This window comes from Flavobacterium sp. (assembly GCF_044348915.1).
Lineage (GTDB): Bacteria > Bacteroidota > Bacteroidia > Flavobacteriales > Flavobacteriaceae > Flavobacterium.
Window position 1 is genome coordinate 1 of the sequence record NZ_JBIKRX010000071.1, and the last position, 14,479, is coordinate 14,479.

Annotated in this window: 12 protein-coding genes; 6 read left to right on the forward strand and 6 right to left on the reverse strand. The window is 35.2% G+C overall.

Features of this window, described 5'->3' with window-relative positions; translation table 11 throughout:
- Positions 1-222 precede the first annotated feature (222 nt).
- From ACIQ1E_RS11140 to ACIQ1E_RS11160, 5 genes are all read right to left on the reverse strand, one after another.
- Positions 223-900 (reverse strand): peptidoglycan DD-metalloendopeptidase family protein, encoded by a 678-nt coding sequence (locus tag ACIQ1E_RS11140; protein WP_396171380.1) that lies wholly within the window; start codon positions 898-900, stop codon positions 223-225.
- A 22-nt stretch (positions 901-922) separates the two neighbouring features.
- Positions 923-2,716 (reverse strand): chloride channel protein, encoded by a 1,794-nt coding sequence (locus ACIQ1E_RS11145; protein WP_396171381.1) that lies wholly within the window; start codon positions 2,714-2,716, stop codon positions 923-925.
- Between the two features lie 41 nt (positions 2,717-2,757).
- The gene (locus ACIQ1E_RS11150; protein ID WP_396171382.1) at positions 2,758-3,426 is read right to left on the reverse strand and encodes a DNA alkylation repair protein; all 669 of its coding nucleotides are present in this window, start codon (positions 3,424-3,426) and stop codon (positions 2,758-2,760) included.
- Between the two features lie 274 nt (positions 3,427-3,700).
- Complete coding sequence (gene ggt, locus ACIQ1E_RS11155; protein WP_396171383.1) at positions 3,701-5,383, reverse strand: gamma-glutamyltransferase; 1,683 nt, start codon at positions 5,381-5,383, stop codon at positions 3,701-3,703.
- On the reverse strand, positions 5,380-5,964 hold the full coding sequence (locus ACIQ1E_RS11160; RefSeq protein ID WP_396171384.1) for an ACP phosphodiesterase: 585 nt from the start codon (positions 5,962-5,964) through the stop codon (positions 5,380-5,382). The genes ggt and ACIQ1E_RS11160 overlap by 4 nt, the downstream gene beginning before the upstream one ends.
- Positions 5,965-6,381: 417 nt before the next feature.
- On the opposite strand from ACIQ1E_RS11160, the gene glmM reads away from it, so the two are divergent.
- The 4 genes from glmM to ACIQ1E_RS11180 all read left to right on the forward strand — a co-directional run bounded on the left by glmM (position 6,382) and on the right by ACIQ1E_RS11180 (position 11,728).
- A complete protein-coding gene (glmM, locus tag ACIQ1E_RS11165) occupies positions 6,382-7,794 on the forward strand; it encodes a phosphoglucosamine mutase (RefSeq protein WP_396171385.1) in 1,413 nt (470 codons plus the stop codon).
- A gap of 302 nt (positions 7,795-8,096) precedes the next feature.
- Positions 8,097-8,897, forward strand: coding sequence for a hypothetical protein (locus ACIQ1E_RS11170; RefSeq protein ID WP_396171386.1), 801 nt, complete (start codon positions 8,097-8,099; stop codon positions 8,895-8,897).
- Between the two features lie 88 nt (positions 8,898-8,985).
- The gene (locus ACIQ1E_RS11175; RefSeq protein ID WP_396171387.1) at positions 8,986-10,164 is read left to right on the forward strand and encodes a hypothetical protein; all 1,179 of its coding nucleotides are present in this window, start codon (positions 8,986-8,988) and stop codon (positions 10,162-10,164) included.
- A 79-nt stretch (positions 10,165-10,243) separates the two neighbouring features.
- On the forward strand, positions 10,244-11,728 hold the full coding sequence (locus ACIQ1E_RS11180) for an aminotransferase class V-fold PLP-dependent enzyme (protein ID WP_396171388.1): 1,485 nt from the start codon (positions 10,244-10,246) through the stop codon (positions 11,726-11,728).
- A 121-nt stretch (positions 11,729-11,849) separates the two neighbouring features.
- Here the strand turns inward: ACIQ1E_RS11180 and ACIQ1E_RS11185 are convergent, their stop codons facing one another.
- Positions 11,850-12,719, reverse strand: a complete 870-nt coding sequence (locus ACIQ1E_RS11185) for a lysophospholipid acyltransferase family protein (protein WP_396171389.1) — start codon at positions 12,717-12,719, stop codon at positions 11,850-11,852.
- A gap of 122 nt (positions 12,720-12,841) precedes the next feature.
- On the opposite strand from ACIQ1E_RS11185, the gene ACIQ1E_RS11190 reads away from it, so the two are divergent.
- Together ACIQ1E_RS11190 and ACIQ1E_RS11195 are read left to right on the forward strand one after the other, a co-directional pair.
- Positions 12,842-13,483, forward strand: coding sequence for a rhomboid family intramembrane serine protease (locus tag ACIQ1E_RS11190; protein WP_396171390.1), 642 nt, complete (start codon positions 12,842-12,844; stop codon positions 13,481-13,483).
- Positions 13,484-13,532: 49 nt separating this feature from the next.
- Positions 13,533-14,225, forward strand: coding sequence for an SIMPL domain-containing protein (locus ACIQ1E_RS11195; protein ID WP_396171391.1), 693 nt, complete (start codon positions 13,533-13,535; stop codon positions 14,223-14,225).
- Positions 14,226-14,479: the final 254 nt, after the last annotated feature.

Sequence of the window (14,479 nt, forward strand, 5' to 3'; positions counted from 1 at the left end):
GAAAGTACAAAATATAAAAAGATTCACCTAATAAATCCAATGACTATGTGGCATGAATTCGAATTTTATTTCACGTCATTTTGACATGAAATAAAATCCCTATATTTGAGACTGATTAGTTACAATTATTTTATTTTATTAATAATTATAACAATAAAATTACTATTTATTTAAATTTTAAGAATATCATTGTTAAGTGTTGAAAAGCAGTTCTGATTGTTATTATTGAATTTTCAACAATAAATTCGGGTCAGGGCAATTGTCTAAGTAAAAAGGCAAGTCTTTTTTACTACAAACGCCGGGGTAATCGCCAAAATTAGTACCTATATTTTTGATGATTTGAAAATGCAAATGTGGAGAATAGCCGCCATTTACCGATGCATCTCCCAAAGTAGCTAATTGTTGTCCTTGGCGGAAAACAGTTCCGATTTCAAGATTTTCGATGCTATCTGAAGATAAATGTCCGTACAAAGTGTAGAAAATGTGATTTGAGATATTGTGTTTTAGGATGATAGTTGGGCCATAATTTCCTAAACCAGCATTGAAATCAAAACCGTGTACTGTTCCGTCTAGCACTGCTAATACTGGAGTTCCAGCCTTGATCCATAAATCCATTCCGATGTGAATATTTCTTTTGTCTGTTTGTTCGTCATCAAAAAGGGTTTTATCGTCGTAGAGATTTCTTTCTTCATTGTAACCGCCGTATGCTATCTTTGCCTTGTTTTTTTGGAGATGATTTTCAATATAAGTTTCAAAGTCTTTCGGTTTTTTCATGTCCAATTGCGATAAATCTGCATTGGCACCGGACAAATCAAGTGGAGTATATTGCGAATAAGGGATAGATTGGTCGATGACCTGAATATCTTTCAGGTCTGGGAATAGGCTTTCTAATTGTGGCATATGATTAGTTTAAAAAGAGGGTTTATTCTATAATCATTGATTTTAACTTTTTTCGGTAGGCTTCGAGCACAACCGCTTTGGAAATAAAACCATAATATTTTCCATTTTTAGTTACAGGAAGAAATGAAACCTTCGTGTTTTCGAATTTGTTCATAACGACTTCCATACTATCGGTAGGATAGATAATGTCAAGTGGTTTTTTCATAATTTCTTTTACCAAAGTGTATTTAACGCGATATTGGTTGAAAATAATTTCTCTAATATCGTTAAAATGAACGATACCTAGTAGGTCATTCTGCACATCTACTACACCAAAAATAACTTGATTGGAATGCGATATCAAATCGACTAATTTATCTAAGGTATCATTGGGTGAAATCTTTAAATAATCGGTTTGAATGATGCTATTTGTATCTAAATTAGATAGGATATTGGAGTCTTTATTACTGGTGAAAGCATTTCCTTTTCGAGCTAGATTTTTCACATCAAGAGAATGTTTTTCAAACTGTTTTGAAATGGCAAAACTAATCGAAGCGACAATCATCAAAGGAATCATCAAAGCATAACCTCCTGTAATTTCTGCTATAAGGAAGATGGCGGTAAGTGGAGCGTGAAATAATCCGCTAAGGATACCGGCCATTCCTACTAAGGTAAAATTGCTGATGGGCAGGTTGGTAAGACCTGTTAGGTTTAAAAACTTAGAAAAGAAGAAACCTACATAAGAACCCAAGAAGAGGGAAGGAGCGAAGTTGCCTCCATTTCCGCCACTTCCGAGTGTAATTGCGGTAGCAAAAACTTTGAACATCATTGTTAATCCCACAAATATTAAAAGTACCCAGCTGTTATTTCTGAAACTACTAAATAAGGTGTTGTCTAACAATTGACCTGGATCACTTTCGGATAAAGTTTTGATACTTTCGTAACCTTCGCCAAAAAGTGTTGGAAAAATAAAAATAAGGATAGCTAAAATTGAAGATCCTATAAGCGCTTTTTTATAAGGTTTGAGGCGTAATCTGCCAAAGAAATGCTCTACTCTTTGAAAATTTCGAGAATAATAAACCGCAATAAGTCCCGTAAATAAGCCAAGTAAAACATAGTAAGGAATATTATGATAATCGAAGGTTTGCTGTTGCTTGAAAGTTAATAATATAGTTTCATCCAAAACAATTTTCGAAACCAAAGCTCCGGTTGCTGCTGAAATCATTATGGGCGTAAAAGCGGAAATGCTTACATCGACCAATAAGACTTCGATGGCAAATAGAACTCCAGCAATAGGAGCATTAAATGCCGCTCCAATCCCTGCAGCAACGCCACAACCAATAAGAAGTGTTCGGTCTTTGTAACCCAATTTGAATCTTTGTGCATAGTTCGATCCAAACGCAGCTCCGGTGATGACAATAGGACTCTCTAAACCTGCGGAACCCCCCATACCCACCGTTAGCGAGCTTGTAATAATTTGGGCATACATTTGTTTTTTTGGAATGATGCTTGCTTTTTTGGCCACTGCATACAAAATCTGTGAAGTTCCTTTTTCTATCGTTCCGCCTAGAAATTTTTTGACTACAAAAACAGTTAATAAAATCCCGAAAACAGGCAGCATTCCTTTGATAAACCCGTATTTAAATATGGTGGTATTACTGGTAACATAAGTGGCAAAGGTGAACACCCAATGCGCAAAAGTTTTCAAAACAATCACTGCAAGAGCGGCTAAGATTCCGACCAAAACACTAGACACAAAAATAAACTGTTTGTTGCTGAGCTTACTCTGTGCTAAAGCAGTGAGGCTGTCAAGTTTATATAGTATTTTTTTAATCATTTTGGATTTAATAGTAATACAAAATTACCATTATTTAGTTCTTAAATTATATTTCTTAGAGCTTCTTTTGTGCTTAAAGGTTTTAAAATTGTATTGTCAACAAAATTTTTAACCGCCTCTGGATTTGATTTACCATATTCTCGCAATGCCCAACCGATCGCTTTTTGGATAAAAAATTCATTCGAATTTTTGTGTTTTTCACATTCAGACTGGAGTATTTCGAAATTGGTTATTTGCTTGTAACCCAATTGAAACAGAATCGCACTGCGGTTGAGCCACATATTCTCGGAATTCGAAAAATTTTCAATTACAGCTGCGGTTTCGAATGGAAATTCCAATAGATATTGAGCCAAGATATTTTTGGCAATCGTATCGACGCTGTCCCACCAAGAGTTGGTTATTATTAATTTTTCGATAAGATGAATGTCCTCTTTTTGGTAATTCCCTTTCAGTTGTTTTATTAAAATTTCGATGGCACAATAATGAAATTCCCTTTCAGGTTTTGTATAAAGTTCTTGGGCTATTTCTCTTGGATTTTCTGCAATTTTATTCTTACAGTCGTTCCAAATTAATTTGAATAGCTGTCTTCTTTCCTCTGTTTTTATTCCAAAAAACGAAAAATGATTCCGCATATATTTTGCCATAGCAAGCGCATTTTCAGGATTGCTGTTGTTGGCAAAAGCAGTTTCTAATTTGGTGATAAAATTCATATTTTTAAGAATTAAAATTCCCTCTTCGGGGGCAAGGGCTAGCTCAATAAGTTAAGACTTTTAGCCGTCACTTCACTTTGATTTTTAATAGTAATGCGATAGCTTTACTATTCAATCCCGAAAGCTTTCGGGAGTATCGAGAAGCCTTTAAATGTAGAGTTCTCGATACCTGCCTGCGGCAGACAGGCATTTTATTAAAAAAAGCTGTCGCATTTTTTAATAAAACACTCGAACGGACGAGGACGAAATCCTAAACTTAATCACATTGAGGGCTCTAAAACCCCACAGCAGTATCATCACCTCTTTTATCAGCGCCACCTTCTAATTTTCCGTTTGGTAAAACCAAAATAGCATCCACTTTTCCTATTACTGGTGTAGTTTTCTCGTTGATAATATAACCTTTGGACTTCAACGCATCGAAGGTTTTGGTATCGAAAGTATTGGGTTCAAAAGTGATAACATCAGGCAGCCATTGATGATGGAATCGCGGTGCATTCACCGCTTCCTGCATACTCATTTTGAATTCAGCAACATTCAAAATTGTTTGCAAAACAGACGTGATAATTGTAGAGCCACCTGGAGTTCCAACCACCATAAATAATTTGCCATTTTTCTCTACTACAGTCGGTGTCATCGCGCTCAACATTCTTTTTTGTGGGGCAATGCTATTGGCTTCACCACCAATTAAGCCGAACATATTGGGTGTACCCGGTTTTGAGCTAAAATCGTCCATTTCGTTATTTAAGAAAAAACCCAGTTCATCGCAATAATATTTGGATCCAAATGCATCATTTATAGTTGTTGTGGCAGCAACGGCATTTCCAAAAGAATCCACGATAGAGTAATGAGTCGTTTCAGTACTTTCGTTGTAATTTACTTTTCCTTCCCTGATATCCGATGATAAAGTGGCTTTGTCAAAGCTGAAATTCGCCATTCTTTGGTTTAAATATTTTTCTGAAATCAACTGCTTTACAGGGATTTTTACAAAATCAGGATCGCCCAAATAAACACTTCTGTCGGCGTAGGCTCTTCGTTCGGCTTCGACAATAACTTGAATCGCTTGAGTTGAATTGTGTCCCATTTTGGCAAGGTCATAAGGTTCCACCATTTTAAGAATTTCAGCTAGGCAAATTCCTCCACTGCTAGGTGGTGGCATCGAAATGACTTTTAAACCTTTGTAATTGAATGTGATTGGTTTTCTCCATTTCGCTTCATATTTTGCCAAATCCTCCAAGGTTATTATGCCACCTTTTTGTTGTAAATAGTTTACTAAAATTTTAGCAGTTTCGCCTTTATAAAACTCATCTCGTCCGTTTTTTGAAATCCGCTTTAATGTCGATGCCAAAGCAGGATATTTTATTGTGTCTTTTTCCTTGAATGCATTTGAAAACAATGAGTTAGGTCCATTTACTTTTATAATGTCTTCATGATAGTTTTTCAGTTGGTTTTCTTGTTTCTTAGTGACAATAACTCCTCTTTCGGCAAGGGCAATGACGGGTTTTAGAATTTCTGCAATAGGCAAAGAACCCAATTTTTTGTGAACCTCAAAAACGCCTGCGACCGTTCCTGGTACTCCAATTGCCAAGGCTGTTTCAAGACTTTTCCCCTTGATGACATTTCCGTTTTCGTCCAGAAACATATCTTTTGAAGCGGCCAAAGGGGCTTTTTCGCGATAATCCAACGAGCCAATTTCCCCATTTGCTTTTCGATACACCATAAAGCCGCCTCCGCCTAAATTTCCAGCATACGGATAAGCAACTGCCAACGCCAATTCAGTGGCGACCATCGCATCGAAGGCATTCCCGCCTTTTTTCATGATTTCGACACCAATTTTAGATGCTTCTACACGAGCAGAAACCACCATAGCCTTATTGGTAATAAGTCCCGTTTGGGCGGTCGTCGTTAATGAAATTAACTGGAGAATCAGTACGGAAACAAGTAGGATATTTTTTTTCATAAAGTTTGTATTTTTAAATTCGAATGTACTATTAATTCTTTAAAAAACAGCGTGAATTCTTTTTCAAATTCAGGGTAAAAGCTTTTTAACTCCGTGACCGAATGGCGCATATTTGAATCGCGTTTCATTCGGTTATCCATTTTTTCTAAAATGACAGCAATGCCCTCAATACTTTGGTAGCTCATTAGCCAGTTTTGTTGTATCAGATAAGGTACCATTTTTTGCGTTTTCTCATTCAGTACATCATAATTATCTCTAAGTGACTGGTAAAAACGGTCTGTGAAATTTTCTAGTGATTCAGTTGAATAATTAATCCAGTTTTTAGCCAAAAAATGATCGTAGAATATATCTACAATGATTCCTGAATAATGATGATAATTAGGATGCAATCGTTTGGTGCTTTGACGGAAAATAGGGTGAGCATCGGTAAAAGTGTCTATTTCTCGATGCAAAATTATTCCTTTTTGAATCTCCAAAGGGAAATTTTCATAGTGTTTCCCGTGAATACCATCGGCCATAAAATTGCCAATCTTCAACAAATCGTTGTCCCCTGAAAGATAAATATGCGCTAGAAAATTCATTTTAGAGTTTAGAGTTTTGATTTCAGATTGGACTTCTCAATTTTCCTTTTTTGCTAGAATTATGCTTTTAATTGTAATTTGATAAAGATATAAAAAAACACGAATCCTTTATTTTTTTAAAAGAATTAGTACGGTATTCGCTTTTAAATTTTTTTAGCCACGAATTGCACTAATTTGCACTAATTCAAAAAGAATGAAAAAAAATAACACTAATTTTTCTCTGTTATTTACTAAATTTGTGTAATTTAAGCACGATAAAATTCGTGTTTATTCGTGAAATTTGTGGCTCCTTTTTTTCTTTTTTAAAAGCGAACGCCCTGAAGAATTAGTAACTTACAATTTAAGACTCATTAAACACATAACTTTTTTATATTTGCATTAATAATCTGCAATCTAAAATCTGCAATCTAAAATCATATGACTTTAATAAAATCTATATCAGGAATTCGAGGAACTATCGGCGGTAAAGTAGGGGATAACCTCACACCTGTTGACGCAGTAAAATTTGCTTCGGCTTATGGAACCTGGCTTAAGCAAAATTCCAAAAAAGAAAACGCAAATTCCAAATTGAAAGTAGTAGTTGGTCGTGACGCGCGTATTTCGGGACCGATGATTCATAATTTGGTAGTAAATACTTTGGTAGGTTTGGGAATTGACGTGGTCGATTTAGGACTTTCGACAACGCCAACTGTTGAGGTTGCTGTTCCATTAGAAAAGGCCGATGGTGGAATTATTCTAACCGCTTCTCACAATCCAAAACAATGGAATGCTTTGAAATTATTGAATGAAAAAGGGGAATTCTTGAATGGTGTCGAAGGAGAGAAAATCCTGCAGATTGCCGAAGCAGAGGCATTTGATTTTTCGACTGTGGATGATTTGGGCGAAATCTTCGAAAATGATGCTTATATGGACATTCATATCGATGAGGTTTTGAATTTGCCACTAGTAGATATTGAAGCTGTGAAAGCTGCTAAGTTCAAGGTGGTTGTCGACGGAGTGAATTCTTCTGGAGGAATTATTATTCCAAAATTACTAGAGTTAATGGGCGTTGAAGTCGTGAAATTATACTGCGAACCCAACGGACATTTTCCTCACAATCCTGAACCTTTGAAAGAACATTTAACGGATATTTCGGAATTGGTGGTTAAAGAAAAAGCCGATTTGGGAGTTGTTGTTGATCCAGATGTAGACAGACTTGCCTTCATTTGCGAAGACGGTGAGATGTTTGGCGAAGAATATACTTTGGTAGCTTGTGCTGATTTTGTTTTAGGAAAAACTCCTGGAAACACAGTATCGAATATGTCATCGTCTCGTGCTTTGCGTGATGTGACCAATGCTCATAAAGGAATTTACGAAGCGAGTGCAGTGGGCGAGGTGAATGTAGTCGAATTGATGAAGAAAAACAATGCGATCATTGGTGGAGAAGGGAACGGAGGAATTATTTATCCAGAATTGCATTACGGACGTGATAGTTTGGTAGGTGTGGCTCTGTTTTTAACTCATTTGGCCAACAAGAAAATGAGTGTTTCAGCTTTGAGAGCTTCGTATCCAGAATATTTTATGAGCAAAAATAAAATCGAGTTAACCCCTCAAATTGATGTTGATACGATTTTGGTAGCGATGACTGAAAAATACAAAAACGATAGTTCGACAGGCTCACTATCAACCATCGACGGTGTAAAAATTGACTTTGCAGAAAACTGGGTACACCTCAGAAAATCAAATACAGAACCCATCATTCGTATTTATACCGAAGCAGCTTCGCAAGAAAAAGCGGATGCTTTGGCTTTGAGAATTATTGACGAAATAAAGGCAGTGGCAGGAATTTAAATTTCAATTTTATAAGAATAACCCTTTCGGAAATTATTTTGAAAGGTTTTTTTTGTTTATAATTTTTATTTGTTTCAATTAAAAATTATCAAATATTCTAAAGTTAACCAAAAAATTGTATATTTATCTAATTTTTTAAGATAATATATTTGATTTTATTAATTAAAGAAGTAATTCATGATTAATTATTTTTATTAATGCGTACTGTTTTCGTAGATTATATCTTAATTAGGTAACAATTTTTGAACTAAAAGTATCTATTACTAAACAGCAAAAAAAATAACAATTAAACTTTAGAAATTATGAAAAAATCAATTTTTATTACAGTCGTTTTATTTGCTTTTACAAGTACTACTAATCTATTATTTGCTCAAGAGGAAACTCCACCGACTCGAACAAAAAGTAATCAAACAAATGAAAGAACGGCAGGTTACGATTTAAAGAAAAATGTAAAATGTCGAGTGATTCAAACGGATACTGGTTGTACTATTGTCTTCGAAAGCAGCTCTCCAAGTTCTGCAGATGAAGTTGTTGGAAAGCCAACCTCAAAAAAAGGATATGATTATTATAAAGCACTATCATCCTACAGTGTGAGTGCTGCTGATAATTCAGTTTCAGAAGTTGTAAGTCCTCGTGATGCTGCATCAGGTCTTCCAACCGGTAAAAGACAACACAAACCGATGACAGTTTCTAAAGAAACTAACAAGAGCACTCCTAAGTTAGCTGAATCAGTATCAAGCACTGGAACAAGTTCGGATGCATCAGCCACACAAGGATCTGGTGGCGGTGCAGGAAAAGCTAGTTTCAAAGAGTTTACTATTACAAAAAGATGTGGAGGAAAAACAACCAAAATTTCTTGTGACGGTGATGAATGTGAAATACCAACCGGTGATTGTCCAAACGGAGATTGTGCTATAACCGCGGATTGGAGTTGGGGAATGTCGCAAAGTGGTACAATGTCATCAGGTTCTGGAGCGAAAGGAATGAGCCGTTCTTCAGTAGATTTTTTCTTAAAAATAGAAGATGGAGTTTGTACAGCAATGGCCATAAATGAAAAAGGATTGCCAGGAGAAAAAAAGCCTAAAAAAACCACAACTAAATAATCTAAAATAAAACAGGAAATAAAGTACTTCCTGTTTTATTTTTCAAGGAAAACCCGAATCGTTTATTACTTACCTATTTCGTGTATATATGAAAACAACTTCGCAATGTTTATTCAATCCATTAAATATTGACAATAAAGATATAATTACTTTAAAATTTATTTTGACACTTGTTGTGTTGTTTACAACCAGTAATCTATTGGCCCAAAAAGATTTGATACAAAAAAAAGACAGCACAGAAATACGCTGTAAAGTACTTTCAGAAACCCCAACTGTATATACTTATGCTTATGTCAATGGGAAAAATAAGGTAAAAAAGACAACTATTTTATTATCAGATGTTGAAAACGTTCTGTATAATAAATTTGATAAAAATGTAGTAGAGGACAAACTTTTTACTGATTTGCCTCCAGTTGTTTACACAGTAGAACCGATAAAATCATATCAATATTCATTTGCTTTGGGTTTGAATGTAAGTAATATTTTGGAGTTTAATTCAGCCTCTGGGCCAGATAAAAATAGTTTTTCGGCCACCAGCGCATTAGATTTAGGATTAGACTATTACAAAGAAGGGAGTCGTTTTGTAATGACGAATGAACTTCACTGGACACTAGGTGTTCAGAAAGATGGAATTTCAGGGAGCGATAGAATTCAACGAGTAACAGATGATTTTATTACCTTACACGATTTCTCTTATACATTTAGTAAAAACAGTAAGTGGAATGCTAATTTAATTATCAAAAACAGTACTTCAATATTTACTATTTATGATGGGGACTATTTTAAAGATTATAATAATATTGGAAAAACACAAGGATTTCTAAATCCGTATCAAATCAATCTTTCTCCTGGAATAAAGTATCAACCTAATGAATATTTTAGGTTTTCCCTTTCGCCGTATTCTATTAGTTTGTATGGGTTGACGAGTCAACAAATTGCTAATACGGGCTATTACACCCAAACATACGATGGAAATGGCGATTACGATTTATTTGTTTTTGAACAATTGGGAGCAGAGCTTAATATTTGGTATGATAGGAAATACAAGAAGTGGCTGGAAATGCAATATCGTCTTGGGCTTTCTTCGGATTATTTATCAGACACCGACATTGCTATTTTGATGGACGGAATGTTTATTACAAAATTCAGAATTTTAAAGAACATATTTATAACACACAGGGCGATTCTAAAAGGGGATTTATTAGAATCACCACTAAAACCGCATTACAAACAAACAATTTTATTGAGTTATGCAAAAAGTTTTTGATAGTTACCAATGAATAGCTTCCCAGATTTTATTTTAAAATACTTTAAATAAGTATCTTTGAAATTAAATTAAGCGTGCAATGACAATCAAAGAAATGCCAACTCAATTAGAACTATACTTTCAAGAGTTTCGAAAGAATATCATAGGTATAGATCAGGAATTTATATCGCCATTTGGTGTAAAAAAAATTATTTATACGGATTGGACCGCAAGTGGTCGTTTGTATCGCCCTATTGAGGAAAAAATGATGAATGAGTTTGGACCTTTCGTTGCCAATACCCATACAGAAACTACAATATCAGGAACTGCAATGACAATGGCGTATCGCAAAGCGAGAAACGTTATCAAAAATCACGTAAATGCCAGTGAGGATGATGTGCTAATAACGGATGGCACTGGAATGACAGGAGTGGTCAATAAGTTTCAACGTATTTTGGGCTTGAAGGTTCCTGAAAATCTGAAAGATTTCATCAATATTCCAATTGAAAAAAAACCAGTCGTTTTTATTTCGCATATGGAACATCATTCCAATCAAACATCTTGGTTGGAAACTATCGCCGATGTTGAAGTGATTAAATGTGGTAATAACGGATTGTTTAGTCTTGAAAATCTTGGTAAATTATTGGACAAATATAAAGATAGAAAATTCAAATTTGCCTCTATCACTTCTTGTTCCAACGTTACGGGGATCAAAACTCCATATCACGCGGCCGCAAAACTGATGCACCAACACAATGGACTTTGTTTTGTTGATTTTGCTTGTTCTGGCCCTTATGTTGAAATTGATATGCATCCCCAAGATCCGGAAAGTTACTTGGATGCCATTTTCTTTTCACCGCACAAGTTTCTTGGTGGGCCTGGCACTTCGGGTGTTTTGGTTTTTAATAAAAAATTATACCAGAATTTAATTCCAGATAATCCTGGTGGCGGAACGGTTTCTTGGACGAATCCTTGGGGCGAACACAAATACATTGACAATATAGAAGATAGGGAGGATGGCGGGACGCCAGGTTTTCTTCAGGTAATAAAAACCGCCTTAGTAATACAGTTGAAGGAGAAGATGGGAATAGATAATATCTTGCAGCGCGAGCACGAAATTGTAGATTGTATTTTTTCGAGTCTTGGGGCTGTTTCAAACATCAAGATTCTTGCCGCGCAACATCAAGAAAGACTCGGGGTTATTTCGTTTTATATTGATGATCTACATTTTAATTTGGGGGTAAAATTATTGAATGATAGATTCGGAATCCAAACTCGTGGTGGTTGCAGTTGCGCAGGTACCTATGGACATTATTTATTACACGTAGATCAGAAAACCTCACATCAACTCATAGATGAAATTTCTTTAGGTGATTTAACCAAAAAACCAGGTTGGATTAGAATGTCGATTCATCCTACCACCACAAATGAAGAAATTGAATTTGTTTGCAATAGTATAAAAGACTTGGCCAGAAACCATCAGGATTGGGCAAAAGAATATGAATATGACAAGCATTCAAATGAATTTATTCATAAAGAGGCAAAACCATTCGAAAGTGATTTAGTTGCAAAGTGGTTTGGATAGAATGCAGTACTGAGTGCTCAGTTTTTTTTGTTTTCAGCGTTCAGTAAATTATGATGATTTATACGTTAGTTTGCCTTTTTTTTATCTTTAAATCTGCAAATTGACCACTTCAAACTGACCACTATTTTCGGTGTTTCCAACGTTTGTGTGTCCATAAATAATACTCTGGAGCTTCGTAAATTTGTTGTTCTACTAGTTCGAGAAATTTATCAGTAATTTGATAGTTTGGAACATTTCGTGCATCTTCTGAAAGGATTTCAAAGCGAGCTTCATAATAGCCTCGTTTTACTTTTTTTACTTTTAAAAAAATGACATTCATATCGTATTTTTTCGAAAGCATTTCAGCTCCGGTGTGTACTGGAACTTCGATTCCCATGAATTTTTGCCAATGAAAAGCAGAATCCACCTTAGGGGATTGATCGCTAGCAAACCCATATATAGAGAGTAAATTTTTAGTACTATTCTCGATAATTTTAGGTATAGTTTCTTTGGTAGTGATGAGAAAGGCTTTAAATCGAGAACGAATATCACGAACTAGTTTATCAAAATGGGGATTGGCTATTTTTTTGTAAATAGCAAAAGCGCCAAAATTAACGTAAGCGTTCATTGATATTACCCATTCATAACTAGCATAATGTGCCAACATCATAGCGATGCTTTTGTCTTGTTCCTCCAGTTTTTTATATACTTCCAAATTCGGAAACACAAATCGCTCTTTAATCTCCTTTTCTGAAATGGTCATGGTTTTTATCATTTCAAGAAACATATCGCACAAATGGCGATACGATTTTTTTTCGATGTCTAAGCGCTCCTGCTCAGATAAGTGAGGCAAGGCTAAGGCGATGTTTTCTCTAACAATGTTTTTTCGGTAACCAATTAAATAATAAACTATTAAATATACAAAATCAGAAAAAAGATATAATAATCGAAATGGCAACATTGAGATGCACCATAAAAAAGGATAGGCAATAAGGTAAATAATCAAGCGCATTAACTAATAATTTGCAACAAATATAATTCAAAAATTCCTTTGCTTGTTAGTTTAGTGTTTTTCATCGCTTCTTAAACCATAATTATTAACTAGATTTACACTTCAAAAAAAACAAATTAATTATGAGTACCGTTTTAATTGCTATTATGGCAGCCACAGTTTTGTTTAGTTACAAAGGATTTAATGATATAGCCTTTTTTAGAAAATATGAATTTCATATTGGTAGTATTCGAGCCGGAGAGCATATCCGAATGGTTTCATCGGGCTTTTTGCATGGTGATTTGGGGCATTTGTTTTTTAATATGTTCACACTGTATATGTTCGCTCCAGTAGTGATTACTTATTTTGGAGAGGCCAGTTTTTTTATGATTTATATGGCAAGCCTCGTTTTTGGCAGCTTACTTACTTTGTTAATGCATAAAAATGAGTACAGTTACCGCGCTATTGGAGCTTCTGGTGCAGTCATAGGGATTTTGTATTCTGCAATTTTGATTGATCCAAATATGAATTTGTATATGTTCTTTATTCCAATACCAATTCCTGCCTATCTTTTTGGGATTGGTTATTTATTGTATTCTATTTATGGTATGAAAGCCAAAAACGATAATATTGGACATACAGCTCATTTTGGAGGCGCTATTGGTGGCTATTTGATTACTATCGTCAAAGAACCTTCGATGTTGACAGAAAATACCTTTATGGTGGTGCTGCTGGCAATTCCAATTCTAATTCTTTTTGGTCTAGCCAAAGCGGGGAAACTATAATTGGCATAGGTTTTGAAAGACAAAATGAAAATAATTTAAAGTTTAAAAAATGAAAAAAATAATTTTAATTTTTGCACTAGTTTGTTTTGCCACAACTTATTCGCAAGAGCAAAAACAAGTTCCAATGATTAACGTTGCCGGCGAAGGCAAGGTGAAAGTTGCTCCAGATCAGGTGGTGATCTCCGTTTCAATAGAAACTAAAGGAACAAGAGCCGAAGACGTTAAGAGAGAAAACGACAAAAAGATGGATGGGATATTGAAATTTATCAAAAAGTCGAATATTGCATCCGAAGATTTCCAGACCCAACGCGTTGCTTTGAATCCAAATTATGATTACGAGAAAAAGAAATACAGCTATATCGCTTCCCAAACTGTTCAAATTGTAGTAAAAGATTTGTCTAAATATGATGTCTTGATGGAAGGATTAGTTAACGAAGGAATTAATAGAATTGACAATGTGGAATTCAAATCGTCGAAGATGATTCAGTTGCAATCTGAGGCGCGAAAACTAGCCATGAAGGACGCTAAAGGGAAAGCAGAGGATTTTGTTTTCGTCTTGGGACAAAAAGTAGGTAAAGCGATAGTGATATCCGATAACTCACAAAGTTATATTCCGCAGCCTAGAATGTACGCACTGAAGTCTATGTCGATGGATAAAGCAGAATCAGCTCCAAGGGAAACTCTGGCCATTGGCGAAATAGAAATTATTGCTAATGTAAGTGTGAGTTTTGTTTTGGAATAGGATAGAGTTGTTTTAAGTACGAAAAAAGTCCTGAATTTTCAGGATTTTTTTTTGTGGGGAGATCCGGATTGACTTTGTCTTTCCTGCAAAGCTACGCTTTGAAAATAGATCCAACAAAAAAACGCTTAAGTGAACTTGGCGTTTTTCTTTATGTCTCTATTTATTCGTGGGGAGAGCAGGATTGACTTCGTCTTTCCTGCAAAGCTACGCTTTGAAAATAGATCCAACAAAAAAACGCTCAAGTGAACTTGGCG